Below are 26,055 nucleotides of genomic sequence, written 5' to 3' on the forward strand. Positions count from 1 at the left end.
CGCACCACATACCGAGTATGCATACTCCGTATCCATGAGCATCCCGCACGGCCTGCTCGCCCTCCTGGGCGACGGCCCCCGCTACGGCTACCAGCTGCGCGCCGAGTTCGAGCGCGCCACCGGCTCCACCTGGCCGCTGAACATCGGGCAGGTCTACACGACCCTGACCCGCCTCGAGCGCGACGGGCTGGTGACCGGCCACGAGCCGGACGCCGAGGGCCGCCAGCGCTACGAGCTCACCGCGTCGGGGCGCGAGGCCCTCGCCGCCTGGTTCGCCAAGCCGGTGACCGCCGGCGACCGTCCGCGCGACGAGCTCGCCATCAAGCTGGCGCTGGCCGCGACGACGCCGGGGCTCGACGTCCGCACGATCGTGCAGACCCAGCGCACCGCCACCATGCAGCGGCTGCAGCAGCTGACCCGGCTCAAGCGGGACGCCGACCCCGAGCCGGCCGACGGCGACCTCGCCTGGTCGCTGGTGCTCGACAACCTGCGCTTCACCGCCGAGGCCGAGCTGCGCTGGCTCGACCACTGCGAGGGAGCGCTGACCCGGGCCCGCCGCGGCCGGCCCGCCCCCGCGGCGGACCCGGTCCGCACCGAGGCCGACGAGGAGGTCGCCCGATGAGCGAGCAGGTGCTCGAGCTGGTCGAGGTCGACCGCATCCACGGCGCGGGCAACACCGCCGTCCACGCGCTGCGCGGGCTCACGATCCGGGTCGCCGCGGGCGAGCTGGTCGCCGTCATGGGCCCCAGCGGGTCGGGCAAGTCGACCCTGCTCAACCTGGCCGGCGGCCTCGACCGTGCGACGGCCGGGCAGGTGCGGGTGGCCGGTGTCGAGCTCGGCGAGCTGGCCCCGCGCGACCTGGCGCGGCTGCGGCGCCGCCGCGTGGGCTACGTCTTCCAGGACTTCAACCTCATCCCCTCCCTCACCGCCGCCGAGAACGTCGCGCTGCCGCTCGAGCTGGACGGCGTCCGCCCCCGTGCGGCGCGCGAGCACGCCGTGACCGCGCTGAGCGAGGTCGGCGTCGGTGAGCTGGCCGACCGGCTGCCGCAGGACATGTCGGGCGGCCAGCAGCAGCGGGTCGCGATCGCGCGGGCCGTGGTCGGCGAGCGCAGCCTGATCCTGGCCGACGAGCCCACGGGCGCCCTCGACTCCGAGACCGGCGAGCAGGTGCTGCGGCTGCTGCGCGAGCGCTGCGCCCGCGGCGTCGCCGCCCTGCTGGTGACCCACGACGCCGGCCACGCCGCGTGGGCCGACCGGGTGGTCTTCCTGCGCGACGGCGCCGTCGTCGACGACACCGGCGCGCAGGCCGAGCCCGAGTCCCTGCTCGGCGCGGGCGCCTGAGGTGGGCGCCCTCGAACGCGTCAGCCGCTGGCGTCCGGCGCTGCGCATGGCGTGGCGCGACCTGCTGGCTCACCGGGTGCGGACGGCGGTCGTCGTCGTCCTGGTGGCGCTGCCGGTGGCCGTGGCGGTCGTGGCCGCCACCGTGGCCGTCACCACCGACTACCGCTCGGCGAACGGGCTCTACGTCGACCACGGCGCCGCCGACGCCCAGGTCGACGTCACGCCCTACGCGCAGGTGCGCTCACGGCTGGTCGACGGCGGCCGCTACACCGACACCCGCCCGGCGCGCGGAGCGGACGAGGTGCGCGACCCGCTCGACGTCGACGTCGCGGCCCTGCTGCCCGAGGGGTCGCGGGTCACGCCGATCGGCTACACCCAGGTGCGGCTCGCCACCGGCGGCACGGCCACCGGCCGGGTGCTCGACCTCGCCGACCCGTTGACCCGCGGCCTCGACGAGATCGCCTCCGGCCGCGCGCCCGAGGCGCCCGACGAGGCGGCGGTGAGCCCGACGGTCGCCCGGGCCTTCGACCTCGTGGACGGCGACCGGCTGCGCGACGGCGCGACCCTCGCGCTGGCCGACGGCGAGCTGCGGGTGACCGGGCTGCTCACGCCCGCGCCCGGCGAGGGCGAGTGGGGCGGCCTGCGGGTCGTCGTCCCGCCGGGCTCGGTGACGCTCGCCGACCGGTTGCCGGGCGACGACGTGGCGTCCTACCTGGTCGACCTGCCGGAGATGGACGTGGCCGCGGGGCAGGCGCTGCGCCGCGACCTCGCCGCGGCCGGTGTGGGCTCGTGGGTGCGCGCGGCCGCCGAGGACCCCGCCGCCTGGGGCCTGTCATCACCGGCCCGGCCGGCGGGTGACCCGGTCGCGGTCGCGGTCGGTGCCCTCGTGATCGGCGTCGGCCTGGTCGAGGTGCTCGTGCTCGTGGGCGCGGCGTTCGCCGTCGGCGCCCGGCGTCAGGGCCGCACGCTCGGCCTGCTGGTGGCCGCGGGCGGCACCACGGCCGACGTGCGCCGCACCGTGCTCGCGCAGGGCGTGTGGATCGGCCTGGCCGCCGCGCTGCTCGGCGTGGCCGGTGGCGCCGGCGTCCTCGTGCTCGGACGACGACGCCTCGGCGCGCTGGTCGACCAGCGGCTGATCGAGTACTCGGTGCCGGTGGTCGGGGTGGTCGCCATCGCGCTGCTGGGCGCGCTGAGCGCCGTCCTCGCCGCGGCGGTGCCGGCGTGGGGCGTCGGGCGGTTGACCGCCCGTCAGGCGCTCGACGGCCACGTCGCCGTCGGCCCCCGGGCCGCCGCGCACCGCTGGCGCGGCGCCGGCCTGTGGCTGGTCGCCCTCGGACTGGTCGGCCTGCTGGCCTGCGGCTTTCGGATCGCGAGCGCCTACGCGCCCTCGCGCGACCAGGTGGGCTCGGCCGTGCCGGTGCTGCTCGGGGCGCTCAGCGCGCTCGCCCTGCTGGCCGGCACCACGCTCGTGCTGCCGTGGGTGGTCACCGAGGCCGGGCGGGCCGGTGGACGCGGCCGGCTGCCCTGGCGGCTCGCGGTGCGAGACGCCGCCCGCCACCGCGGCCGCACGACCGCGGCCGTGCTGGCCATCGGCGTCGTCACCACGGGCGCGGTCTTCGCCGGCTTCGGGCTGCAGGCCCAGGCCGCGACGCCGACGTCCCAGGAGCAGAGCCCCGTGCCCGCCGAGGCCGCCGAGCTGTACACGACCCCGGCCCCGGGCGGCCTCACCGGCGAGACGGCCGGGCGCATCGAGCGCACCGCGGCCGAGGTCGGCCTCGACGCCCGGGTGGTGACGTGGTCGGAGGCCCGCGCCGGACGTCGTCCGCTCAACGACCGCACGGGCCAGCGCGTGCGCGTGGTCGACGAGACCTACCTCGATGCGGTGGGGGCCGACGACGCGACGCGGACGGCGCTCGCCGACGGCTCGGTCGTGGTGACCGCCCCGCGGCTGGTGCGCGACGGCGAGGTCGTGCTGCGCGTCGGCCGCGGTCGCTCCGCCGACCGGCGGGAGGTGCCGGCCGTGGTCGCGCGGACGACGACGTCGGGCGGGTTCGAGCCGGTGTGGCTCAGCCGCGAGACCGCCGAGGGGCTCGGCTACGACGTACGGCCCGCGTCGACCGCGTGGCTGGTGGCCAACCGTCCGTTGACCCAGGCCGACAGCGACGCGCTGCGGTTGTACGGCATCGACGCCTACGTCGACGCGCCCTACGTGCAGGACAACACGCGGTACGTGCTGCCGGTGGTGGGCGGCACGCTGGCACTGATCGCGCTGGTGGTGGGGCTCGTGGTGGCGCTCGCGGCCGCCGACGGGCGCGACGACAGCGCCACGCTCACCGCCGTCGGCGCGCCACCGGGCCTGCGGCGCGCGGTCGGCGCCGGGCACGCGCTGTTCGTCGGCGTGCTCGGCGCCGGGGTGGGGCTGGTGGTCGGCGGCGCCGGCGGCGCGTCACTGCTGCAAGTGGTCGGCTCCCCCGGCACCCCGGTGCCGTGGGCCGGCCTCGGCGCGCTGCTGCTCGGCGTCCCGCTGCTCTGCGCCGCCGCCGGCTGGCTCGTCGTCCCCACCCGCCTCACCCTCACCAGACGCACCGCTTGACGCGCCGGTCCCAGCGACGTCGGGAATACCCGGTTCACCGGGTATCCCTGACGTTCTCGGGCAGTGCAACGCCCGAGAAGCGGAGCGACAACCCCAGAAGCTGCGGGCCGGGCGTCGACCCGTCAGACATGTTCGACGGGTCACCGCGAAATCGACGCTGACCCGTCAGACATGTCTGACGGGTCAGCTCGGGCCGGGCCAGTTGCGGTCGGGCTGGGGGGTGGGGCGGCCGGGCTGCTCGCCGCCGCGGGCGTCGAGGTAGCTCTGCTTCGGCACCATCACCTTGCGCCGGAAGATGCACACGACGGTGCCGTCCTGCTTGTAGCCGATGGTCTCGACGTGGACGACGCCCCGGTCGTCCTTGCTGGTCGACTCACGCTTGTCGAGCACCCGCGTCTCGCCGTAGAGGGTGTCGCCGTGGAAGGTCGGCGCCACGTGGCGCAGCGACTCGATCTCGAGGTTGGCGATGGCCTTGCCCGAGACGTCGGGCACCGACATGCCGAGCAGGATCGAGTAGACGTAGTTGCCGACCACGACGTTCTTGCCGAACTGCGTGGTCTCCTCGGCGTAGTGCACGTCGAGGTGCAGCGGGTGGTGGTTCATCGTCAGCAGGCAGAACAGGTGGTCGTCGGCCTCGGTGACGGTCTTGCCCGGCCAGTGGCGGTAGACCGCGCCGACCTCGAACTCCTCGTAGCTGCGACCGAACTGCACGGGCTGCCTCCTGGCTGACGTCTGCTGACCTCGGACGTCGCGCATTGTGGCAGGGCGTGGTGCCCCGGTGGCCGTCGCCCGGCTACGCTCCGCCGCCTCCGGCCTTGCGGCGGTGCATCTTCGGGGCGGCGCCGCCGGAGACCTCGGGACCGTGGGCCTTCTCGTGCACCACGCCGTCGTCGTGGACGCCCTTCTCCTTCTTGTTCTTCCGGTCGAGCGCCTCGCGCATCTTGGCCTTCAGGTCGTCGTTCTGCGAGCCGGTCATGGCTCCACCCTCGCACCCGGCGCCCACGCCGTCGAGGGGATTGCGCGGCTGCTCAGCGAGTGTTCAGCGGCCTCTCACGGATGACGGTCGGGGTGCTCCGGGTCGGGGTCGCGCACCAGGAAGGCGTCGAACTCGATGACCCGCATGGTCGGCACGTGCCGTGAGACCGGGAACATCGCGGTCAGCGAGAACCCGGCCGCGGTGTAGGTCTCGAGCGCCTCGCTCATGCCCGGCATCCCCTCGTAGATCGGCAGGCACGCCACCTCCGACTGCATCCCGAGGACGTCGGAGACCCGGTCGCCGAGACCCGCGAACGCCTCGAGGTCGAAGCCCTGCGTGTCGAGCTTGAGGTAGAGCCGCGGCGCCGCGCCGTCCGCACCGGTGACCCCGTCGAGCACCTCGGCGAGGACGCCGTCGAGGCGTCGCACCTGGATCGTGGTCGTGGGCGCGCGGCCCATCGACTCCTTCCACTCCACGCCGAACTCGCTGGCGTCGAGCATCGAGCTGAGGGTGTCGTTGACGTGGATCTCGGCCTCGCCGTCCTCGCGGCCCAGCGCGTAGGGGACGACGTCCCACAGCGGGTCGTCGCGGCTCACCTCGCGCAGCCGGTCGAGGGTGGCCGGCACCGGCTCGAAGCTGATGATGCGACCCTCGTAGCCGGCCGCGCGCAGCCCGCGGGCGTACTGGCCGCGGTTGGCGCCGACGTCGAGGACGACGTCGATCTTCAGGCGGGTGAGCAGCCAGACCAGGTGGCCCTGGCAGGCGTGGTCGAGCAGCGCCTTCTCGTAGAGGTGGCTCGGCTTGAGCCGGCGCACCTTGCGGCCGGTGGTGAGCAGCGTGGTGCCGAGGTCGGGTGCGCCGAGGGGGACGACGCGCCGCCGCTCGCCGCGCTCGACCAGCCACGTCGTCTCGTCGAGCTCGGTGACCCGCGCCGGCGCGGCATTGGGGTCCTCGACGAGCGCGAGGTCGTCGGTCAGGGGGGTGCGGCGCTCGCGCAGGCGGGTCTGCGCGCTCTTCGCACGGTCCAGCCACCGGTTCGTCACCCGGGGCACTCTATGAGGGCTCCCCCGCCTCCCACGTGGTGGGCACGCCGTGCCCGCGCGAGCGGGCGAGGAAGCGGCGGCCGCCGTCCGGCCAGGTCTCGAGCACCAGCCAGAACGCGTGCTCGTCGTCCGGCGTGCGGCGCGTCGGCTCGAGGAACAGGTGCGCCAGCGGACGCCGCTCGCCCGCCCCGGCGCCGAGCACCTCGAGCCGGTCGCGCACCCGCTGCTGCTCGGCGGCGTCGAGGTACTGCCACATCACCGAGTGCCACAGCACGGTGACGGCGTCGTCGGCGAGCTCGAGCCGGTCGACGAAGTCGCCGGCGCCGCGGCGCTCGACCCTGACCGGGTGCTCCTGCGCCAGCCGCAGCGCGCCGCGCAGCCGCTCGTGCCGCTCGCGCTGGTCGGGCCAGACGTAGGCGGTGAGCGCCAGCCGGCCCTCGGTGGTGGCGACGTCGACCGGCATCACGTCGCTGCCGCGACGCTCGACGACCTCGGGCCACGGGGCGTGCGTGGGCACCGGACCCTCCCAGGCGCCGTCCAGGACGACGGGCGAGCCGGCCGGGCCGAACGAGCCCTGCGCCGTGGCGTAGCGGAAGCGGTCGGCCAGCAGGTTCAGCCCGCCCGACGAGCCGATCTCGTGCAGCCGAACCGGCAGCCCGGGGTGCTCGGCCGCCAGCTGCAGCAGCCCACCCATCAGGCCGGTCGAGCGGCCCACCTCGTTGGTCTGCGGCGGCCGGTCGAGCCAGGCGCGGACGTCGTCCGGCCGCTCGGCCAGCAGCGTGCGGAACGCCGTCCAGCAGCCCTCGGGCTCGAAGGTGCCGCCGACGCTCGGGTAGTACGCCGCCAGGGCGCCCGCGCGGCGCTCGAGCACCAGCCGGTGCACCGAGCCGGCGAGGCGGAGCGCGAGGGCCGAGGGGCCGGGGTCGTCCTCGTGGCCGGCCAGGACGGACGCCGTCGGGCCGCCCGCCTCGACGTCGTCGGCCGCGCGGGTCAGCAGGTCGGCGTACATCGGCGACCCGAGGGAGGCGCACGCCTCCGCCTGGCCGCGCAGGGCGCTCACGAGGTCCACGGGACCAACCTGCCACCCGACGTGATCACCCGCACACGGACCGCGGTGCGGGAATGATCACCCGGCGAGGGCGGGTTCGACCCACATGTCCTCGTTCTCGGCTCCCCTCGCGGCCGTGCGCCGCGTCCCGTTCTGGGTGCAGGTCGTGGCCGGCCTCGTGCTCGGCGTCGTGCTCGGCTTCGTCGCCCGCCAGTACGGCGTCGGCTGGCTCGACACCACGCTCGACACGATCGGCAGCGTCTTCGTCGGTTTGCTCACCGCCGCCGTCCCGCCGCTGATCCTCACCGCGATCATCGTCAGCGTCGCCAACCTGCGCCAGGTGAGCAACGCGGCGCGGCTGGCCGGGCAGACGCTGCTCTGGTTCGCCATCACCTCGCTGGTCGCGGTGACCATCGGCATCGTGATCGGCCTGGTGACCAACCCCGGCCGGGCCGCCGACATCAGCACCGAGGGCGCCACCTTCGACGGCGGCAGCGGGTCGTGGCTCGACTTCCTCACCGGCCTGGTGCCGGCCAACTTCCTCGGCCTGAACGTCGACGAGGGCGGCGCGTCGTTCAACGCGCTGCAGCTGGTCGTGCTGGCCCTGGTGATCGGTGCCGCGGTGCTCAAGGTCGGCGAGCCCGCCGAGCCGTTCCTGAACTTCATGCGCTCCGCGCTGAGCGTCGTCCAGCAGGTGCTGTGGTGGATCATCAAGCTGGCGCCGCTCGGCACCCTCGGCCTCATCGGCCGCGCGGTCTCGCAGTACGGCTGGGACCTGGTCGCCCCGCTCGCCACCTTCACCGTCGACGTCTACGTCGGCTGCGCGATCGTGCTCTTCGTGGTCTACCCGCTGATCCTGCGGGCCCACGGCCTGTCGCCGGTGAAGTTCTTCAGCGGCGCGTGGCCCGCCATCCAGCTCGCCTTCGTCTCGCGCTCCTCGATGGGCACGATGCCGCTGACCCAGCGCGTGACCAACCGCAACCTGGGCGTCCCGCTCGACTACGCCTCGTTCGCGGTGCCCTTCGGCGCCACGACCAAGATGGACGGCTGCGCGGCGATCTACCCGGCGCTGGCCGCCATCACCGTGGCGCAGCTGTTCGGCATCGACCTCGGCCTGCAGGACTACCTGCTCATCGCCTTCGTCTCGGTGATCGGCTCGGCCGCCACCGCGGGCCTCACCGGCGCCGTGGTGATGCTGACCCTGACGCTCACCACGCTCGGCCTGCCCCTCGAGGGCGTCGGCCTGCTGCTCGCCATCGACCCGATCCTCGACATGATGCGCACCGCCACCAACGTGGCCGGCCAGGCGCTCGTGCCGACGGTCGTCGCCAAGCGCGAAGGCCTGCTCGACGAGAGCGTCTACAACGGACGCCGCGACGACCCGCTCGGCGGCGCCCCCGAGGTCCGCGAGCCGGAGACCGCCGCGGCCTGACCCGGGCGAGCTGCGAGTCGGGAGTTTCACCACTTAAGTGGTGAAACTCCCGGTTCTGCGACAAACCTTCGTCGCAGAACCCGCAGTTTCGTCGGCGCGCGCGGGCTCACGTGGGCGGCGTCACGCGGTCCCGAAGCTCGGCCGTGGCCGGCCACACCCCTCGACCAGCGTGGAGGCTCAGGGCTTGCGGGCGAGCACGTACAGCCGCTCGGAGGTCTCGCCGCGGGCGGCGACGGGGCCGCGGCGGTACCACTCGACGTCGACCAGGCCCGCGGCGGTGACCAGCGCGACGACGTCGGCGGGCTCGTGCAGCACGAAGTCGAGGTCGACGTCGTGCTCGAACCACGTGTCGGCGTGGCGCACCTCGGAGCCGGCGTGCAGGGCGAGCACCAGCCAGCCGTCGGCGCGCAGCGGCCGCACCAGCGCCTCGACGGCGGCGGGCAGCTCGGACGCCGCGAGGTGGATCAGCGAGTACCACCCGAGGACGGCGGCCCACCCGGTGGCGGTGACCGGACGCATCAGGGTGCGCAGGTCGCCGACCTCGTAGACCCCGTCGGGGTAGCGGCGGCGGGCCTCCTCGACCATCTCGGGCGTCACGTCGAGGCCCGTCGCGTCGGCGCCGGCCTCGGCGAGGTAGGCGGTGACGTGGCCGGGCCCGCAGCCGACCTCGACCACCGGGTCGGTGCCGGCGTGGGCGGCCACGCGCTCGAGCAGCCACCGCTCGAACGGCAGGTCGTCGAGCTCGCCGGTGAGCGAGGCGGCGTACTCGGCGGCGATGGCGCCGTAGCCGTCCCGCACCCGCGCGTCCCGCGCCTCGGGGCCCTCGGCCAGCACGGCGTCGCGGTCGACGGCCGGTGCGGCGGCCGCGGCGGCCGGGCCCTCGGCGTCCTCGACCGGGCCGAGCAGGTGCACCCAGCGGTGGTCCTGCTCGCGCGGACGACGCGGCTGCTGCTGCACCAGGGGCGGCGAGGCGGCCGCCATCCGCTGCAGGCAGGCATCGACCTGGTCACGGTCGGCGAACGGGTGCAGGCGTTCGGTGCGCGTCTTGAGCGCCCCCGGCGGCTGGGCCCCGCGCAGCAACAGCACGGTGAGCAGTGCTCTCTCGTCGGGCGCGAGGTCGAGGCGCGCCACGAGCGTCTGCACGTACTTGAGGGTGCGGCGTCCGCGGTCGTCCCAGGTGACGGCGACGAGCTCGCGCGACTTCAGGCCGCGCAGGGTCTCGTGCACCACCCGCTCGTCGTAGTCGGTGACCGGCTCGCGGCTGCTCGTCTGGTTGCAGCCGGTGCGCACGGCGTTGACGGTCATCGGGTACGACGCCGGGACCGTCACCTCCTTCTCGAGCAGGACGCCGAGCACGCGCTGCTCCTCGGCGGACAGTTGTGGCAGCTGGGGCAGCCGGGTCTCGTCGGGCCGGGTCTCGGTCACGGACCCGACGGTAGGACATCCGCCGCGTCGGCGAGCACGACCTCGACCGTGCGCTGGCCGCGCTGCGCGAAGGCGGGCACGGTGTCCCAGTAGTAGGGGATGCCGGTCAGCGCCGGCGCGAGCGCCCAGCCGCGGGCCCGGCGCCAGGTGGCCTCGTCGTGGCCGACGGCGTCGCGGAAGACGGCCCGCGGACCGGCGCCGAGCAGGTTCCAGCGGGCCGCGAGGTCGGGCGCGGGGTCGCCGGCGTCGAGGGAGAGGAAGTCGATGACGCCGCTCAGACGGCCCGCGCCGTCGAGCAGCAGGTTGCCCGCCATCAGGTCGCCGTGCAGCCACACGCCGGGGCCGTCGTGCTCGGGGGCGGCGAGGGCGTCGTCCCACACGGCGAGGACGGCGTCGCCGTCGACCCGGTCACCGCAGAGCCGCACGGCCCGACGCACCGAGGCGTCGACGTGGTGCAGCGGCGCGCCACGGGCGCCGGCGGGCGGGGCCGGGACGCCGTCGGCCGGCAGCGCGTGCAGGGCGCGCACGAACGCGGCGAGGTCGCGGGCCAGCGGCGCGTCGTCCTCGTCGTAGGTGGTGGCGGTGCGGCCGGGCAGCCACGGCACCACCGACCACGCCCACGGGAAGCCCTCCCCCGGCCGGCCCAGCGCGACCTGCGTCGGCACGGCCGCGGGCAGGTGCGGCGCCAGCCGCGGCAGCCACCGGGCGACCTTCTCGAGCTGCTCGACCGCGGACGGCACCCGCGGCATCCGCACCACGAGGTCGTCGCCGAGACGGAACAGGCAGTGGTCGGTGCCGTGCTCGGCCACCGGGACGACGGGCCGCCCGGCCCACTGCGGGTGCTGGTCGGCGACCAGCCGCGTCACCTGCGCGGCCGTGGCCACCTGCTCGTCGGCGTGCATCGCCGCGACCCTAGGCCGGACGGCGTCGTCCCGCGCGCGGGTTTCGCTGGTACACATGAGCGCGATGTCCGACGACGCCGCGACCGCCACCGGTGTCACGCCCCTGACCTGGCCCGAACGGCGCTTCTACCTGCGGCTCGGCACCCCGGCCCTCGGCATGGCGCTCGTGGTCACGGTGGTCTCGACCTACCTGCCGGTGCTGGTCGAGCAGGCCTCGGGGCCGGTGCTGGTCGGCGTCCTCATCGGCGCCGAGGGGTTCTTCGGCATCTTCGTGCCCGCGATCATCGGCGCCTGGGCCGACCGGACGTCGACCCGCGTGCGCGACCGGGTGCCGTTCCTGCTGGCGTGCGCGGCGGCCGTGGTCGTGGCGATGACGACGGTGGGCGTGGTGGCGGCGCTCGGCGGACGGTCGTTCGCGGTGTTCGTGGGCGTGCTGGTGGTGCTCTACGCCGGCTACTACGGCTTCCTCGCGCCGCACTGGTCCCTCTACCCCGACCTCGTGCCCGACGAGCACAGCGGCCGCTCCCGCAGCTTCGAGGGCACGCTGCGGGTCATCGGCACCGGCCTGGCGCTGGTGGGCGGCGGGCTGCTGCTTGACGTGTGGGTGGCGCTGCCGTTCCTGGCGGCCGCGCTGGTGGCCGCGGTGTGCGTCGGCGTCCTGATCACCGCGCTGCGCTCCCGGTTCGACGAGCCGGTGGAGCGCGACGAGTCGGGCCGCTCGTCGTGGCAGGCGAACGTGGCGCTGCTGCGCGACCGGGGCATCCGCACCATGTGCCTGTGCGAGGGGCTGTGGAACTTCGCGCTCGCCGCGCTGCGGGCCTTCGTGGTGCTGTTCTTCACCGTCGGGCTCGACCGGTCCTCGACCTTCGTCTCCACCGTGATCTTCCCGCTCGTCGCCATCGGCATCGCCGTCGCGGCGCCGTTCGCCGGCGGGGTCGCCGACCGGCACGGCTACGTGCGGGTGCTGGTGGCGGCCAGCGCGATCTACGCCGCGGGAATGGTGCTGCCGGCCTTCACGGCCTCGGCGTGGGTGATCGTCGCGATCCCGCTGGTCGCGGCCGGCGCCGCGACGGTGATGACGATCCCGTTCGCGGTGCTGATGCGGATGCTGCCCGCCGAGGGCCACGGCGCGGCGTCCGGCCTTTTCGGCTTCAGCCGCGGCCTCGGCTCGACCCTCGGCCCGGTCGTGGCCGGCGTGGTCGTCGTCCTCACCGCCGACAACGTCTTCGAGAGCACCGAGGGCTACGCCTCGATGTGGCTGGTCTGCTCGGCCGCCCTGCTGCTCGCCGTCCCGCTCATGTGGTCGCTGCGGGACGACGAGCGGGTGCGGTAGGCCGGTGGCAGGAGTCACCGGTGATCCGGTGACTCCTGACGTTCTCGGCCGTTGCACCGGCCGAGAACGTCAGGAGCCGGCTGAGAAGGCCGGCGGGCCGGCCCACCACGTGTCGGCGCGGGGCACGCGGGTGAGGTCGCGGTCGGGTCCGGTGCCGCGGGCGAGGCGGAACAGGGCGGCGGCGATGCCGGCGGCGCCCTGCATCCAGCCGGTGCCGGGCGGCAGCAGGGGGTCGTCGGCGGTGGGCTCGACGAACCGCCACCAGGCGCGGTCGCCGTCGCGCTCGGCCCGCTCGACCAGGGCGTCGCCGAGCCGGACGGCGAACCCCACCTCACCGGCGTCGAGGGCGAGGTCGACGACGCCGGCCGTGCCGCAGCAACGACCGTCGTTGTCCCAGAACCCCGGCTTCAGCCGCGCGGGGATGCCGGAGCCGCGGACGGCGTCCCAGCACCGAGCGCGCCAGACCCGCGGCGCGGTGCCAGCCACCTCCTCGACGCCAAGGTGGTCGAGCGCGGCGAAGAGGGACGACGTGCCGCTCGGGCCGTGGCACCAGCCCCACGCGAAGGTCACGACGCTGTCGACGGGCGGCACCTGGCGTGGCACCCGGAAGCCCGCGTCGTCGTGCGTGCCGAGGGCGACCAGCTGCTCGGCCCCGGCGCGGCCGAGGGCGAGCAGGTCGGGCCGGTCGAGCTCGCCGCCCGCGAGGGCGACGGCCGCCGCGATGCCGGCCAGGCCGTGCGACCAGTTGGGCATCTCCGAGCGGGGCTCGCGGTGGAAGCGGACGGGCACGAACCGCCACGTGACGCCGGACGGCGCCGCCGCGGCCTCGGCGGCGAGGACGCCGGCGGCGTGGCGGGCGAGCTCGCCGGCCCCCGCGACGCCGTGCCGCCGCGCCCACAGCCCGGCGAGGAGCACGCCCGCGGTGCCGATCGTGGCGTCGCTCAGCCGGGCGCCGTCGGCGTAGCGGGGCGGGCCGACGTGCTGCTGCGGCCAGCCGTCGGGGGTGGCGAGGTCGAGCAGCCGCCGCACGCCCGGCGTCGGGTCGGCGCCGAGCGCGAGGAGGGCGTCGACGTGCCCGGCCGCGCCGTCGAACAGGTCGTACTCCGTGGCGGTCGCGCAGTCGTCGGCGAGGCGCTCGACGATCGCCTCGGCCAGGCGGCCCTCGGCCGTCGTCCACGGCCGCGCGAGCCGCACCTCGGCGAGCACGTGCGCGAGCCCGCCGAGCCCGCTGTGCAGCCCGAGGTACGTCGCCGGCCGGACGTCGTCGTGCGGCACCGTCTCGGGCAGCCACGGCCCGTCGGCGTCCCACACCAGCTGGTCGAGCACCCACCGCCACCCCGCCTCGGCGAGCTCGCGGTGGCTGTCGGACACGCGCGCAACCTACCGGCGGAGCGCGTCGTCCACAGGCCGTTCGCGGACGGTCGCCGCGCCCCTCGGGATCGGTCACCATCACCGCATGGACGAGATCGCCGAGCTGCTGCGCGAGCAGGACGGCGTCGTCGCGCGGCCGCAGCTGCTCGCCCTCGGTCTCGACCGCACCGCCGTGGCGCGGATGCTGCGCCGCGGCGAGCTGGTGGCGCTCCACCCGGGCGTCTACGCCGAGCGCGACGGTCAGCCGAGCTGGCAGCAACGGGCGTGGGCGGCCGTCCTGCACGCCGGAGACGGCGCCGCGCTGTGCCTCGACTCCGCCGTGCGCGCGGCCGAGGGGCCCGGACGACGCGGCCGTGACGAGGGCGTCGTCCACGTGGCGGTCCCTGACGCGCGGCGGCTGCGGCCGACCGCGGGGGTGCAGGTGCATCGCGCGGCCGGGCTCGTCGGGCGGGTCCAGGCGAACGCCTCGCCGCCCCGGGTCAGGTACGAGGAGGCCGTGCTCGACCTGGCCGCGGCGGCACGCTCCGACCTCGACGCCGTCGCGGTGCTCGCCGACGCGTGCGGGTCGCGGCGGACGACGGCGACCCGGCTGCTGAACCGGCTCGGGTCACGCGAGCGGGTCGGGCGACGCGCCTGGCTCACGTCCGTGCTCGCGGACGTCGCCCACGGCACCTGCTCGGAGCTCGAGCACGGCTACCGGACGCGCGTCGTGCAGCCCCACGCGCTGCCCGCCGGGCGCCCGCAGACCCGCGACCACGGGCCGGACGGCACCGACCACCGCGACGTCGCCCACGACGACCTCGGCCTGGTCGTCGAGCTCGACGGCCGCGCCTTCGACGCGTCCTCGACCCAGCCGAGCTGCGACCGCGACCTCGACCTCGAACCGAACGACCCCGGCGCCACCACGCTGCGCATCGGCTACCGACAGGTCTTCGACCGCCCGTGCCTGACGGCCGCACGGGTGGCGGCCGTCATGCAGCGCCTCGGCTGGGCGGGTCGCCCCGCCCGCTGCCCCGAGTGCGGGACCTCGGATGGACCAGGTCGACCCGATCTTCCGGCTAGCGCGCCGGGGCCGACCACAGGTCGCGCGTCTCGCCCGCCTCGGGGTCCCAGCGCCGCAGCACCGTGAACGTGACGGTGGCGTCCTCGAGGTCGGGCAGCGCGTCGAGGGCGGGGCCGAGCTGCTCGGGCCGCAGCCGCAGGCTCGCCGACAGGTGGGGCAGCCAGCCGCCGTAGCGGCGGTCGCCGACGGCCTCGCGCAGCCGCAGCACCGCCTCGACGAACGGGTCGGGGGCCTCGACGAGCCGGGCCAGCGCGCGACGTCCACGCTTGCCCTCGAGGACGCCGAGACCCGAGACCCGCGCGGTCAGCGGCAGCATCGGCGCGACCAGGTCGACGGCGAGCCGCTCGTGCTCGGCGGTGATCGAGGGCGCGCCGACGACGGTGACGTGCGGGGCGTTGCTGGCGTTGGTGTTGTCGGCCAGCGACGGCAGGCCGGCGTCGGTGAGCGCCGTCCAGTCGGCCCGCACCAGGTCGTGGCCCGCGGCGTCGGGCAGCAGCTCGATGGAGTGCATCCGGGTCACGACAGCCACCGGTTGGCCCGCCTCGTGTGGCGCGCCTTGGTGCCGGCGTCCATGCGGTCGTAGGCCGAGACGACGAACTGCGAGCGGGCGTTGCCGGTGAAGACCTCGTGGTGGTCGCGCACGAAGGTCCAGTAGAGGGCGTCCCAGTCCTCCTGCCACTCCCCGTCGAGCGCCGAGGCGTAGTCGCTCATCTTGCGCAGGTAGTTCGACCCCGAGACGTAGGGCTTGGTGGTGATCGCCTCCCCCGCGGCGAACTGGCTCATGGCGTAGACGTTCGGCACCATCACCCAGTCGTAGGCGTCGACGAACAGCTCCATGAACCACTCGTAGACCTCGTCGGGGTCGATGCGCAGCAGGCACATCGCGTTGCCGAGCACCATCAGCCGCTCGATGTGGTGGGCGTAGCCGTGGCGCAGCACCCGCTCCAGCACGTGGTCGACCGGCGCCAGGCCGGTGGACGCCGTCCACCACCCGTCGTCGAGCCTGCGCGCGTGCTCGAGCCGGTTGCCGGTGCGCAGCCGCCGTCCGTAGAGCGCGTAGGTGGCGCGCATGTACTCCCGCCACCCGATGACCTGCCGCACGTAGCCCTCCAGGCTCGCCAGCGGGACGTCGTTCGCCTCGCCGACCTCGAGCGCGCGGTCGAGCACGTGGCGCGGGCTGATCAGCCCGACGTTGAGCGCCGGGGTGAGCACCGAGTGGAAGACCCACGGGTGCTCGCTGGGCAGGGCGTCCTCGTAGGGCCCGAACTCGTGGAAGCGGTCGGCGAGGAACTGCTCGAAGGCGGCGTCGGCCTCGTCGTGGCTGGTCGCCCAGGCGAAGGCGTCCGCGTCGCCGGGGTTGTCGGGGAAGGCGCGCTTGACCCACGCGATGGCCTCGTCGACCGCCTCGTGCCGCTCGGGCGGCGTCGGCTCGGGCACGGGGTGGTTCCTCGGCAGCTTCTTGCGGTTGTCCTCGTCGAAGCTCCACCTCCCGCCGCGCGGCTGGTCGCCGTCCATGAGGACGTCGAGCCGCCGCCGCTGCCACTCGTAGAACGCCGCCATGCGCGCCCGGCCCTTCCTCGACCCGAACACGTCGGCCAGCTGCTGCCGCGTGGTGAGGAAGTTGGGCGTCTCGAGCACGTCGTGGGGCGTGAGCTCGAGCCCGGCGTCCGCGACGGCACGCGAGAGGTCCTGGCCGAGCCAGTCGTCGACGACGTCGTAGACGCTCACCGCCGACGGCGCGAGCCGCTCGAGCGTGCGGGCCAGCGCGGCGCGCGACGTCGTCCGGCCGTCGGTCTCGAGGTGCTCGACGTCGAAGCCGCGCTCGCGCAGCCGGTCGGCGAAGCGCCGCATGCTCGCCCGGTGCAGCACCAGCTTCTGGGTGTGGAAGCGGTACCGGCGGAACAGCAGGTCGTGCTCGACCAGCACGAACCGGGTGCCGTCGTCGGCGTCGAGGTGGCTCTCGAAGAGCTGGTGCGGCATCACCAGCCGCACCGGTCGTGACCGCCTGCTCGCCATGCCGCGACGGTAGGCACCCGGCCGGACCGGCTGGCACACCCACGCGGCCGACCGCCGTCCGGGTGATTGCCCGAGCGGCACCGGGGGCATGCTCGCTCCGTGCACGGAGTCCCACCCACGACCACCGGCGAGGTCGCCGCGCGGGTCGTCTCGATCATCGTGCTCGTGCTGACGCTGGGCGTCATCGGCACCATCGTGGTGCTGCACGAGGACGCCGACAGCAGCTCGCCGACCGCGGCCGCCGGTGAGGACGGCCCCCTGGCCTCCGACTCAGGCTCCGACTCCGGGTCCGGCTCGGACGACGGCGCCACCACGGCGCGGCCCACGCAGGCCTTCCCCCTGCCGCCCGGCGCCCGCCGCACCCGGGTGCAGTTCCCCTCGCCCGGCGAGAAGTACTACGTGGTCAGGGCCCGGCTGCCGCAGGTCAAGCAGTTCTACGACGACCGGCTCCCCGCGGCCGGCTACGAGTGGAGCAGCCCGACCACCACCCAGTACACGGGCAGCGGACGCGTCACCGCCTGGCACGGCCCGTTGTACGCCGCCGGCGACCAGAGCTCGCTCGGCTGGCTCGACATCGACGCCAGCAGCGTGCTGGTCGACCGCCGCGGCGTCGTCGTCATCACGGTGGACCGTCCGTGAGCGCCGGCTGGTTCGACGACCCGACCGGGCGCTTCGGCCGGCGCTGGTACGACGGCGCCGCCTGGACCGAGCACGTCGTCGGCGCCCACGGCCAGCCGCTGGGCGATCCGCTGCCCGAGCGCGCGACCCCGCTGCCGCCGCCGCGACCCGTCGAGCGGCACGCCCCGACCGCGCCACCACCGCCCCCGGGTGCGACGCCGCACCACCCGGGCCCGGCCTTCCACCCCGGCCCGCCACCGGGCCTCGGCCCCGGCGGGCCCGGGTTCGGCCCGGCTTCCGGCGTGCGCCACCAGCCCGGCGCCGGGCTCGCCGTCGGGGTGCTCGGGCTCCTGCTCGTCGTCCTCGGCCTGTTCGCCCTGCCGTGGGCCGACGTCGACCCCAGCCGCTTCACCGACCTCAGCAGCACGCTGCGCGACGCCGGCAGCGACGGCGTGCAGGGCCTCGACGACTGGGTCGTCTACCTCTACGGCGCATGGGCGGGCTACCTGCTGCTGGCGCTCGGCCTGGTCGGGTTGACGCTCGGCTGCGTGCCGCTGCCACCGACCGCCGGCGGCAACGGCGCGATGCGCATGGTGCTGGCCGTCGTCGCCGGGATCGCGGCGAGCGCCCACATGCTGCTGGTCGACCAGCTCTTCCCCGGCGACCTCGACCCCGAGGTCGCCGCCTACCTGCCGGTGGCCGGCTACGTGCTGCTGGTCGTGGCCGCCGTCCTCGGTGCGCGCCGGACCCCTGCCGGCTGAGCCGCGCGGGCCCTAGGCTCGGACGATGGGCGTGCTGGATGCGTGGACCGAGGGCGAGCACACCGGCGACGGGCGCACCTTCCCGACCTACCGCCGCGGCAGCGGGCCGGGCGTGGTCGTCGTCCACGAGATCCCGGGGCTCACCCCGCAGGTGGTGGCCTTCGCCGAGGAGGTCGTCGAGGCCGGCTACACCGTCGTCCTCCCGCACCTGTTCGGGATGCCGGGCGCCCGGGTCAACCCGCTGACGCTCGCCAACGCCGTGCGGCAGGTGTGCGTCAGCCGCGAGTTCACCAAGCTCGCCACGGGTGAGACCACTCCGGTCGCAGGCTGGCTGCGCAGCCTCGCGCGTGAGCTGCACGCCGAGCTCGGCGGCCCCGGCGTCGGCGCGCTCGGCATGTGCTTCACCGGCGGGTTCGCGCTCGCGATGATGGTGGACGACGCCGTGGCGGCCCCCGTGGTGGCGCAGCCGTCGGCGCCGTTCGCGATCGGTGGGCGCCGCGCCGCCGACCTCAACCTCTCCCCCGCCGACCTCGCCACGGTGCGCGAGCGGGCCGCCGGCGGGTGCCCGGTGCTGGGGCTGCGCTACGCCCAGGACCCGGCCGTCGGCTCCCGGTTCGAGACGCTCACCGACGAGCTCGGCGAGGCGTTCATCCGCGTGGAGTTCCCCGGACGCCGCCACGCCACCCTCACCCTGCACCGCCAGCAGGAGGCCGTCGACCGCGTGCTCGCGTTCTTCGCCGAGCGGCTCGGCGGGGCGTAGCGCGGCCGGCTCTCGAGCGCCCTTCGACAGGCTCAGGGTCCGTGGGGCCGGGTCTGCGTGCAGCGACCCTGACGATGGTCGAGGTGCGAGGAGCCCTGGCGACGAGCCTCGAGACCACCGGCCGGGCACGCGAACGTCCGCGGACGACGTCCCTTCGACGAGCTCAGGGTCCGTGGGGTCGAGCTACGGCTCACTCGCCGTAGATGAGCACCAGGACGACGGCGACGACGAGGGCGAGGGTGAGGACGCCGACGGCGACCCACGGCCAGATGGAGGGCTTGGCGGGCGGGGCGGCGACGGGCGGGGGCGGGGCGATGGGCTCGGGGGCCGGCGGCGGGGCCGCGGGGTGGAGGTCGCTGTGGCAGCGCAGGCAGGTGACGCCGTTGATCGGGTTGGCCTCGTTGCACACCGGGCAGGCCATCGAGCCGATGGTCTGACGACCCGCGGTGCCGGGCAGCCGCTTCAGGGCGGCGTGGGCGGCGGCGTCGGAGTCGTCGCGCACGACCTGGGACGGCGTCCAGAACAGCGGGAAGTCGCAGCTGACGCAGAAGTCGTGCGACTCGCGGCGATTGACCGTCACGCGCGCGACGGTGCCGCACTCGGGACAGGTGACCTCGCGGCCTGCACCCGAGCCCGCGACGGTCAGGGGCTGCGGCGTCGCGCTCAGCTGCCGGGTCGAGACGTCGTGGGCGTGGCTGCCGTTGGACCCGTTCGAGCCGTTCGAGCCGTTCGAGCCGTTCGACCCGTTCGGGCCGTGGTGCCCGTTCGAGCCCTGCTGCGGCGCGTCGTCCTCGAGCGGGGTGGCGATGCCGGGCGGCGGCGCCGCCGGTCGCGGGCCCAAGCCGGCGCGCAGCGAGGCGGTGGCCGCACTGTCGTTCAGGCCGCTGGGTGCGGCGGTGTCGGGAGCCCCGTAGGGGCCAGCGTGCTTGCTCACCAGTCCTCGTCCTCCTCGGAGTCCCACACCAGCTCGGTGCCGACCCACAGCTCCGCACGCACGTGCGCGGGAACCTCGTCCCTGACCATGTCGACGAACGCGGCCACGTCGAGCGCACCGGTGCCCGCCACGCGCATCCTGACCCAGGCGGTGTCGTCGGGCACCTCGCCGGCGCGCCAGACCCCGCCCCCCTCGTCGACGTCGACCGTACTCCCGCTCAGCAGCTCGAGGTAGGCACGCAGGCCGGGCACGGTGCCGCGGGTCGCGAGCGTGGTGGCCGAGGTGGCCACGATCCGGCGGCGCAGGTCCTCCGGCATCGACGGGTCGAGCTTCTCCACGCCGATCCACGACCCGAGCCACGCGATCGACGACTCGGGCGCGACCGCCAGGTCGACGGTGTGCTCGACGCTGTCGACGTCGTCGAGCAGCGTGTCGCCGAGCTCTTGGAAGATCGAGACGAACCGCACGAAGAAGTCGTGCGCGAGCATCTGCACCGGCAGCTGGCGCACCATCCAGTCGTCGGGACGACGCGAGCGCGGACGGCGCGCCGGCCGGCTCGACGAGACGCGCACCAGGCTGGTCATCGCACCACCACCTGGTGCGCGGCGGAGAGGAACAGCGACTGCCGGTCGAGACGCACGACGTCCTTGGCGGCGCCGAGGCGCTCGCCGCTGCGCAGGTCGTACTCGAACAGCAGCGCCTCCTCGACCCGGTCGACACCCTCGACGGCCTCGAGCAGCTGGGTGATCGTGGCGACGTTCAGGTCGGCGTCGAAGGGCCAGCCGGCGCCGTCGGAGCCGCCGGTGAGCGGGTTGATGTAGCGGTTGAGCACGTCGACGGCGCGCTGGCGGACGACGCCGGGCGGGCGGCCCGCCGAGCCGTGCAGCAGCGCCACCACCGAGACGCCCTGGTAGTAGGGCGTGGTGACCTCGACGGCGGTGCCGACCACCCGGTGCTCGTCGAGGTAGTCGGAGATGGTGCGCATCAGCGTCTCGGAGATGGCGTAGTCGTCGATCGTGTGCAGGCCGACGTCGCCGCGCACCTGCGGGACGACGAGCAGCTGGGCGGTGCCGTTGCTGCGGCGGGCCGAGCGGCACCGCGCCCGCGCCACCTGCGGCGACGACTCCAGGGTGAGGCGCTCGTAGTCGCCCGCGGTGACCGCGCGCTGGCCGGTGCGCAGCGCGAGCGGGCCGCGCACCTTGGCCTCGGCGACGCTCTCGGCGTCCACGCCGCCGGCCGCCGCCTGCAGGTTCACCACGCCGCTCACGAAGGGCAGCGTGGTGCGCAGCAGCGTCAGCGTGCGGGCACCGACGTTGCCGCGGGCGCCGCCGCCGTGCCGGTAGCCGGTGACCTCGACGAAGGCGCCGTCACCGGGGATCTCGCCGTGCTGGCGCACCGTGCCGTCGGGGTAGCGCACCCGGGGGCCGAAGAGCACCTCGCCGCTGCCGCCGTCCCACACGAAGTGCTTGTCGCGCGGGCCGGAGGCGGAGAAGTCCTCGACCTCGGTCCACTCCTCGGAGGAGTCGCCCTGGACGACGCGCACCGTCTCGCCCGCCCGGCGCGGCAGCACCGGCGAGCGGCCGGTGCGGAAGCTCTGGCCCGGCGAGGCGTCGCTGCGGCCGATCTGCTCGTGGCCGGCGATCTCGGCGTGCTCGGCGCGCACGGTGCCGCCGAGGGCGGCGACCTCGAGCCCCTGCACCCGCGGCGAGGCCTGGTAGGTGGGCCGGCCGGCCGCGGTGGGCACCAGCCGCGCCCGCAGCCAGTAGGCGGTGTGGTTGCCGATGCTCATCGGCTGGTGCTGCACCGGGACCATCAGCACGATCTCGCCGGCGCGGTTGAGTCCGCCGGTGGAGTCGTCGTAGACCTCGGTGGCGAGCCAGCCCTCGCCGTTCCAGACCTCCCAGGCGATCGGGGGGTTGCGCGGGTCGACGCCGATGCCCTCGGCCTCGGCCTTGACCGAGACCCGCAGCACCATGCCCGCCAGGGACTCCTCGAAGCCCAGGCAGAAGGTGTCGCCGGGCGTCATCGGGTCGGAGGCGAAGACCTTCGCGCCCTGCGTGCCGAAGCGCAGGTCGTCCCACACGTCCTCGACCTGGCCCGTGGTGGCGGTGGTGACCTTGGCCGTCTCGAGCACCGGCGTGGCGATGACGAGGTCGTCGGCGGTGGAGAAGACGACCGGCTCGGTGCGCACGGCCGCGCCGGCGCCGGCGACCGTCATGACCTCGGTGCCGGCCGGGACGACGACCGGCTGGTCGAGCACGGCGGTGAGCCAGAAGGTGAGGTCGGTCGCCGCGACGGCCGGCGGGAACGGCTGGATGCCGACCATGTTGAGGAAGTGCGTGTAGAGCCGCTCGGGCACCTGGTTGACCCGGTAGAGCACCATCTCGCTCATCCAGGCGAACAGCTCGATGAGCGCGACGCCGGGGTCGGAGACGTTGTGGTTGGTCCACTCCGGGCAGAAGCGGGGGATCATCCGCTTCGCCTCGTCGACGATGTCCTGGAAGGTGCGGTCGTCGAGGGCGGGGGTCGGGAGAGGCATGGTGGCTCGCAGTCCTGGTCAGTCCGGGGGTCCGTGGCGGGAGGGGCCGCTCACTCCGCGTCGTGCGGGATCACGTAGAAGGGATAGACCAGGTTGCGCCGGTCGTTGGTGGCCTTGACCCGGTAGGCGACGTAGATGCGCACCAGCGCCGGCTGCTCGTCGTCCGGGACGCTGTGCACCTCGTCGACCACGATGCGCGGCTCCCACTGGGCGAGCGCGTCACGCACGGCCTGGTTGATCAGGCCGAGCAGGTTCGGCGTGACCGGCTCGAAGAGCAGCTCCCAGATGCGGCAGCCGAACTGGGGACGCATCAGTCGCTCGCCCGGTGAGGTCATCAGCACGAGCTCGATCGACCGGTCGAGGTCGGGGACGCCGTTGGACAGCCCGATCGAGCCGGTCTGGTCGACGCCCATCGGCCAGGCGATGCCCCGGCCGATGAAGGACGCGTCCTCGCCGAAGGTGGTGATCTCGCTCATCGTCGTCTCAGTCCGCCCGTGCTCAGTTGATCGCCACCACGGCGCCCTTGATGGTCAGCGGGCCGCCCGCCTCGACACTGCCGACGCCGTCGGACTTGACGTTGACCATGGCCCCGGCCAGGTCGGCACCCGCGGCACCCTTGATGTCGACCTTGGTCTTGGCGTCGAGCTTGATGTTCATCTTGGCGCTCAGCTCGATGTTGTTGCCCTCGAGCTTGATGTCGCCGCTGTCAGTCATGGTGATGGTGGCCTGGGAGTTGGTCAGCTTGATCGGCTTGCTGTTCGACACCACGTCGATCTTGTCGCTCGCGACGCTGATCTTCGTGCCGTCCGCGAGCTTGAGCAGGATGTGCTTGTCGGGGTCGGAGTCGCCGTCGGCGAGCTCGATGACGTGACCGAGGCGCGAGGTGATGCGGCGGAACTTGACCGCGCCGTTGGCCACGTCGTCGCTGGTGGGCGTCTTGTTCTTGTCGGAGAACAGGCTGCCCAGGATGACCGGGCGCCGCGAGTCGCCGTGCTCGAAGGCGATCAGCACCTCGTCGTTGACCTCGGGCACGAACAGCAGGCCCCGCTGGTTGCCGGCGCCGAGGGTGAGCTGGCGGGCCCAGGCCGACTCGACCTGGTCGGAGACCGCGGTGTACTTGACCTTGATCTTGCCCGGGTTCTCGGCGTCGGCGTTGTTGGTGACCACGGCCGGGAAGACGCCGGACAGCGTCGTGCCCGGGTCGGGTGCCGGACCGCGGAGCAGGTCGACCATGCCGCGCGGGCGCACCGGTCCGGCGGTGAAGGTGGTGCGGAAGCCGCCGCGGGTGAGGTGGTGCTCGACGCGGGTGACCAGGTAGGAGCCGGACGACGGGCCCGCCTGCTCCACCTTGGCGACGCAGCCGATCTTGAGCCTCGGGTTGACCTCGCCGCTGCCCCGGGCCACGACGGCCCCGGCGGCGGCGACGGCGAACTTGGCGGCGGCCATCTCCTCGGCCTCGCCGGCGTCGAACGGGGCCGGCGCCGCCAGGGCGAGGGCCGTGCTGCCGCGCGCCGAGGCCTTGCGACCCGCGGCACTGCCCACGAAGTCGGACTCCGAGGTCTTCAGCGTGCTGTGGACGCCGACCAGGGCCGCCTGCTTGGCGGCGTCCCAGCCGCGCACGGTCACCTTGTTCGGACCGGTGTTGGTGGCCCGCACCGTGAAGGACTCGAGCCCGATCCCGTCGAGCTTGAGCGGCACCTCGGCGCCCGCGGTGCCCGCCTTGACGACCTTGAGCTTGGTGCCGTCCTCGACCCACCAGACCAGTCCGGCGCGCTCGCAGATCGCGTTGAGGTAGGCCAGGTTGGAACCGGTCTGCAGCAGGTAGGGGTGCACGGTGGTGGGGCCGGTGTAGGCGGCGCTGAGGGTGGCCTCGCCCGCCATGGTGCCGACGATGTCGCCGTAGGACTGGTTCAGGAAGGTGCGGTTCTGGGTGGCGCCGTCGAGCCGGCACGCCTTGTCGTCGGCGGTGACGACGAGCTCGGGCTGCATGGCGTGGCTGTGCTCGAGCGCGACGCCGGTGACCTCGGCGGTGATCAGCTCGGCGCTACCGGCCTTGACGACGACGGCGGCGCCCATCTTGAACGGACCCGAGGTGGACATCGGGTAGCCGACGTCGCGGAAGCGCAGCACGGTGCGGCCCGCGATGCCCATGCCGAGGTCGACGCGCAGCGAGATCAGGTTGTCGAGGTGGTTGGCCGCCAGGTCGGCGCCGTCGACCTTGATGCCGGGCGAGATGATCTCGATCGACGACTGGCTCACGCGCCCTCCAGCCGCGGTACGTCGAGCAGGGCGCCCGGTCGCACCGACAACGGGTCCTCGAGTCCGTTGGCGTCGGCCAGGAGGCGCCACCGGGTGGCGTCGCCGTAGTAGCGGGCGCTGATGCGGTCGAGGGTCTCGCCGGGCAGCACCCGGTGGGTGCGCTGCGGCTTCGGCGTGCCCGAGGTGGGGTTCTGCGGCCCGAACGCCTGCGACTCCTCGTACTGCCGCAGCTCGAGCCCCATCTGCGCCCGCAGCGGCACGCCGGAGGAGGAGAAGTAGGTGAAGGTCAGCCGCAGGTCCTGCACGACGGCGGTGAAGGAGTGCAGGTCGCCCCAGTGGAAGGTGACCGTGGGCGGCCGGGCGTTGTTGGTGGTCTCGTCGCTGCCCGGCAGGTTCGGGTCGACGTCCATCAGCGCCAGGATCTTGCCGGTGTGCGCGGTCACGGCCGTGCCGTCGGCGGTGGTGTCGAAGACGAGGTCGAGACGCATCCAGCCCGAGCTCGCGCCGGCGTACTTCAGCTGCGAGACGCCCTTGCCGGGCATCGGGTTGGAGACCCAGTTGTTGCGTCGCCCGACGCTGAGGGTCTCGGGGTTGTACAGGCACGGCACCTTCGCGCCGCCCTCGATCTCGAGGAACGCCTTCTCCAGCTCGGCCATCAGAGCACTCCCCAGTCCTCGCGGCGTCCGCGCCGCTCCAGCTCGTCGACGACCCTCGCCTCGATGCGCTCGACCACGGCGTCGACCAGCGCCTCGAGCGCGTCGCCCGGCAGCACCCCGCCACCCAGGTCGGACGGCGCGACGTCGCTGCCGCCGCCGTGGCCGTCACCGTCGGAGGACCACTGGCTCATCCCGCTCGGCGGCGCGCTGACCGGGAGGTTGCCGCTGGACTGGGCGGGGCCTGCCATCGGTGCTCCTTCCGGGGCGAGCGCGCGGCGGATCTGGGTGCGCGCCTGGTCGAACAGGTGCGCGGTGGATGCCAGGAGGGAGCCTCCCACGGCGGACCCGGTCTGCGTGGGCAGTTGCGACAACCCGGGCGCGGTGGTGGAGGGCTGCCCGGTCGATCCCGTGGCCGACGACCCGGACGCCGCGGCCGCGGGGGCGCCGGAGGACTGGCGACGGACGACGTCGGGCACCGGCGGCGGGGTGGCGGCGGACGACGCCGACGCCGACGCCGTGGGGTTGATGCTGACGCGCGGTGGCGCCGGGGCCATGCGGCGCAGGTCGGGGATGGCGCCGGGGGCGGCGAGGCCCTCGGTGCGCGAGGCGACCACGGTGCCCGGCACGACGGCCGCGCCGGGGCGGACCGGGGTGAGCGGGCCGGTGGGGCTGACGACACCGGCGGCGCTCGCGGCGAAGCGGCGCACGGTGGGGCCGGCGGACGTCGGGGTCGAGGTGACCCCGGCCGGTCCGGCGGCACCGGCGGCGACGTCGTCGGCGACCCGGCGCGCGACGGCCGGGACGGGCGGGCCGCCCGGCGACACCAGGCCGGCTGCCGCGGCGACGCCCGGCGCGGCGGCCGACGGACCGTCGACGGCGGTGCCCGCGAACGGGCCGGGTGCAGCCGTCGGGCTCGGCGGGCTCGACGCGTTCGGCCGGCCGCTGGGGCCGGCTGCGGGGCCGGCCGCGGAGCGGCGGACCGTGG

Annotated in this window: 24 protein-coding genes and 1 pseudogene; 9 read left to right on the forward strand and 16 right to left on the reverse strand. The window is 74.7% G+C overall.

The genetic code is table 11. From position 1 onward, the window contains the following. Positions 1-34: 34 nt before the first annotated feature. Genes ABEA04_RS22370 through ABEA04_RS22380 form a run of 3 tightly spaced genes read left to right on the forward strand, consistent with a single transcriptional unit; the run spans position 35 to position 3,934 of the window. Complete coding sequence (locus ABEA04_RS22370) at positions 35-622, forward strand: PadR family transcriptional regulator (RefSeq protein ID WP_345464326.1); 588 nt, start codon at positions 35-37, stop codon at positions 620-622. After that, positions 619-1,341, forward strand: a complete 723-nt coding sequence (locus tag ABEA04_RS22375) for an ABC transporter ATP-binding protein (RefSeq protein WP_345464328.1) — start codon at positions 619-621, stop codon at positions 1,339-1,341. The genes ABEA04_RS22370 and ABEA04_RS22375 overlap by 4 nt, the downstream gene beginning before the upstream one ends. A 1-nt stretch (position 1,342) precedes the next feature. Next, positions 1,343-3,934 carry a hypothetical protein gene (locus tag ABEA04_RS22380; RefSeq protein ID WP_345464330.1) on the forward strand — a complete coding sequence of 864 codons (2,592 nt, stop codon included), beginning with the start codon at positions 1,343-1,345 and terminating at the stop codon, positions 3,932-3,934. Between the two features lie 183 nt (positions 3,935-4,117). On the opposite strand, the gene ABEA04_RS22385 is transcribed toward ABEA04_RS22380, so the two are convergent. The 4 genes from ABEA04_RS22385 to ABEA04_RS22400 form a co-directional block, all read right to left on the reverse strand. Next, positions 4,118-4,645: a MaoC family dehydratase gene (locus ABEA04_RS22385; RefSeq protein ID WP_345464333.1), complete on the reverse strand. Its 528-nt coding sequence runs from the start codon at positions 4,643-4,645 to the stop codon at positions 4,118-4,120. A gap of 82 nt (positions 4,646-4,727) precedes the next feature. Then, positions 4,728-4,910, reverse strand: coding sequence for a DUF5302 domain-containing protein (locus ABEA04_RS22390; protein WP_345464336.1), 183 nt, complete (start codon positions 4,908-4,910; stop codon positions 4,728-4,730). 74 nt (positions 4,911-4,984) lie between these two features. Further along, positions 4,985-5,953: an FkbM family methyltransferase gene (locus ABEA04_RS22395; RefSeq protein ID WP_345464339.1), complete on the reverse strand. Its 969-nt coding sequence runs from the start codon at positions 5,951-5,953 to the stop codon at positions 4,985-4,987. A gap of 10 nt (positions 5,954-5,963) precedes the next feature. Then, positions 5,964-7,022: a DUF2332 domain-containing protein gene (locus ABEA04_RS22400; RefSeq protein ID WP_345464342.1), complete on the reverse strand. Its 1,059-nt coding sequence runs from the start codon at positions 7,020-7,022 to the stop codon at positions 5,964-5,966. Positions 7,023-7,137: 115 nt separating this feature from the next. Here ABEA04_RS22400 and ABEA04_RS22405 point away from each other — a divergent pair, with 115 nt between their 5' ends. Next, the gene (locus tag ABEA04_RS22405) at positions 7,138-8,433 is read left to right on the forward strand and encodes a dicarboxylate/amino acid:cation symporter (RefSeq protein WP_345464345.1); all 1,296 of its coding nucleotides are present in this window, start codon (positions 7,138-7,140) and stop codon (positions 8,431-8,433) included. A gap of 177 nt (positions 8,434-8,610) precedes the next feature. Here ABEA04_RS22405 and ABEA04_RS22410 read toward each other — a convergent pair whose 3' ends face one another. Both ABEA04_RS22410 and ABEA04_RS22415 read right to left on the reverse strand, forming a co-directional pair. Further along, positions 8,611-9,858, reverse strand: a complete 1,248-nt coding sequence (locus ABEA04_RS22410; RefSeq protein ID WP_345464348.1) for a DUF480 domain-containing protein — start codon at positions 9,856-9,858, stop codon at positions 8,611-8,613. Then, positions 9,855-10,760 (reverse strand): aminoglycoside phosphotransferase family protein, encoded by a 906-nt coding sequence (locus tag ABEA04_RS22415; RefSeq protein WP_345464350.1) that lies wholly within the window; start codon positions 10,758-10,760, stop codon positions 9,855-9,857. Before ABEA04_RS22415 ends, ABEA04_RS22410 begins: the two co-directional genes overlap by 4 nt. 55 nt (positions 10,761-10,815) lie before the next feature. Between ABEA04_RS22415 and ABEA04_RS22420 the strand changes: the two genes are divergently transcribed. After that, the gene (locus ABEA04_RS22420; RefSeq protein ID WP_345464353.1) at positions 10,816-12,093 is read left to right on the forward strand and encodes an MFS transporter; all 1,278 of its coding nucleotides are present in this window, start codon (positions 10,816-10,818) and stop codon (positions 12,091-12,093) included. Between the two features lie 69 nt (positions 12,094-12,162). Here the strand turns inward: ABEA04_RS22420 and ABEA04_RS22425 are convergent, their stop codons facing one another. Further along, positions 12,163-13,464 (reverse strand): lanthionine synthetase LanC family protein, encoded by a 1,302-nt coding sequence (locus ABEA04_RS22425; RefSeq protein ID WP_345464356.1) that lies wholly within the window; start codon positions 13,462-13,464, stop codon positions 12,163-12,165. Positions 13,465-13,549: 85 nt separating this feature from the next. On the opposite strand from ABEA04_RS22425, the gene ABEA04_RS22430 reads away from it, so the two are divergent. Next, positions 13,550-14,593: a type IV toxin-antitoxin system AbiEi family antitoxin domain-containing protein gene (locus ABEA04_RS22430; protein WP_345464359.1), complete on the forward strand. Its 1,044-nt coding sequence runs from the start codon at positions 13,550-13,552 to the stop codon at positions 14,591-14,593. Here the strand turns inward: ABEA04_RS22430 and ABEA04_RS22435 are convergent. Next, entirely contained in the window at positions 14,523-15,056 is a 534-nt protein-coding gene (locus ABEA04_RS22435) for a 2'-5' RNA ligase family protein (protein WP_345464362.1), read from the reverse strand. The genes ABEA04_RS22430 and ABEA04_RS22435 overlap by 71 nt on opposite strands. Beyond that, on the reverse strand, positions 15,044-16,543 hold the full coding sequence (locus ABEA04_RS22440) for a cryptochrome/photolyase family protein (RefSeq protein ID WP_345464365.1): 1,500 nt from the start codon (positions 16,541-16,543) through the stop codon (positions 15,044-15,046). Before ABEA04_RS22440 ends, ABEA04_RS22435 begins: the two co-directional genes overlap by 13 nt. Positions 16,544-16,642: 99 nt before the next feature. Here ABEA04_RS22440 and ABEA04_RS22445 point away from each other — a divergent pair, with 99 nt between their 5' ends. Genes ABEA04_RS22445 through ABEA04_RS22455 form a run of 3 tightly spaced genes read left to right on the forward strand, consistent with a single transcriptional unit; the run spans position 16,643 to position 18,682 of the window. Further along, on the forward strand, positions 16,643-17,182 hold the full coding sequence (locus ABEA04_RS22445) for a hypothetical protein (protein WP_345464368.1): 540 nt from the start codon (positions 16,643-16,645) through the stop codon (positions 17,180-17,182). Then, positions 17,179-17,922: a DUF2510 domain-containing protein gene (locus ABEA04_RS22450; protein ID WP_345464371.1), complete on the forward strand. Its 744-nt coding sequence runs from the start codon at positions 17,179-17,181 to the stop codon at positions 17,920-17,922. Before ABEA04_RS22445 ends, ABEA04_RS22450 begins: the two co-directional genes overlap by 4 nt. Before the next feature lie 25 nt (positions 17,923-17,947). Next, positions 17,948-18,682 (forward strand): dienelactone hydrolase family protein, encoded by a 735-nt coding sequence (locus ABEA04_RS22455; protein WP_345464374.1) that lies wholly within the window; start codon positions 17,948-17,950, stop codon positions 18,680-18,682. Between the two features lie 190 nt (positions 18,683-18,872). Here the strand turns inward: ABEA04_RS22455 and ABEA04_RS22460 are convergent, their stop codons facing one another. From ABEA04_RS22460 to ABEA04_RS22490, 7 genes and pseudogenes are all read right to left on the reverse strand, one after another. Next, on the reverse strand, positions 18,873-19,616 hold the full coding sequence (locus ABEA04_RS22460) for a hypothetical protein (RefSeq protein ID WP_345464377.1): 744 nt from the start codon (positions 19,614-19,616) through the stop codon (positions 18,873-18,875). Then, complete coding sequence (locus ABEA04_RS22465) at positions 19,613-20,200, reverse strand: phage tail protein (protein WP_345464380.1); 588 nt, start codon at positions 20,198-20,200, stop codon at positions 19,613-19,615. The genes ABEA04_RS22460 and ABEA04_RS22465 overlap by 4 nt, the downstream gene beginning before the upstream one ends. Next, positions 20,197-22,155, reverse strand: a complete 1,959-nt coding sequence (locus ABEA04_RS22470; protein ID WP_345464383.1) for a putative baseplate assembly protein — start codon at positions 22,153-22,155, stop codon at positions 20,197-20,199. Before ABEA04_RS22470 ends, ABEA04_RS22465 begins: the two co-directional genes overlap by 4 nt. Before the next feature lie 50 nt (positions 22,156-22,205). Then, positions 22,206-22,631 (reverse strand): GPW/gp25 family protein, encoded by a 426-nt coding sequence (locus ABEA04_RS22475; protein WP_345464386.1) that lies wholly within the window; start codon positions 22,629-22,631, stop codon positions 22,206-22,208. Between the two features lie 22 nt (positions 22,632-22,653). Further along, on the reverse strand, positions 22,654-24,414 hold the full coding sequence (locus ABEA04_RS22480; RefSeq protein ID WP_345464388.1) for a phage baseplate assembly protein V: 1,761 nt from the start codon (positions 24,412-24,414) through the stop codon (positions 22,654-22,656). Beyond that, a complete protein-coding gene (locus tag ABEA04_RS22485) occupies positions 24,411-25,070 on the reverse strand; it encodes a CIS tube protein (RefSeq protein ID WP_345464391.1) in 660 nt (219 codons plus the stop codon). The genes ABEA04_RS22480 and ABEA04_RS22485 overlap by 4 nt, the downstream gene beginning before the upstream one ends. Further along, positions 25,070-26,055, reverse strand: a pseudogene (locus ABEA04_RS22490) (hypothetical protein); the annotation flags it as partial. The pseudogene ABEA04_RS22490 and the gene ABEA04_RS22485, both read right to left, overlap by 1 nt.

The sequence above is a fragment of the Nocardioides marinquilinus genome (genome assembly GCF_039543705.1).
GTDB classification, from domain to species: Bacteria; Actinomycetota; Actinomycetes; order Propionibacteriales; family Nocardioidaceae; genus Nocardioides; species Nocardioides marinquilinus.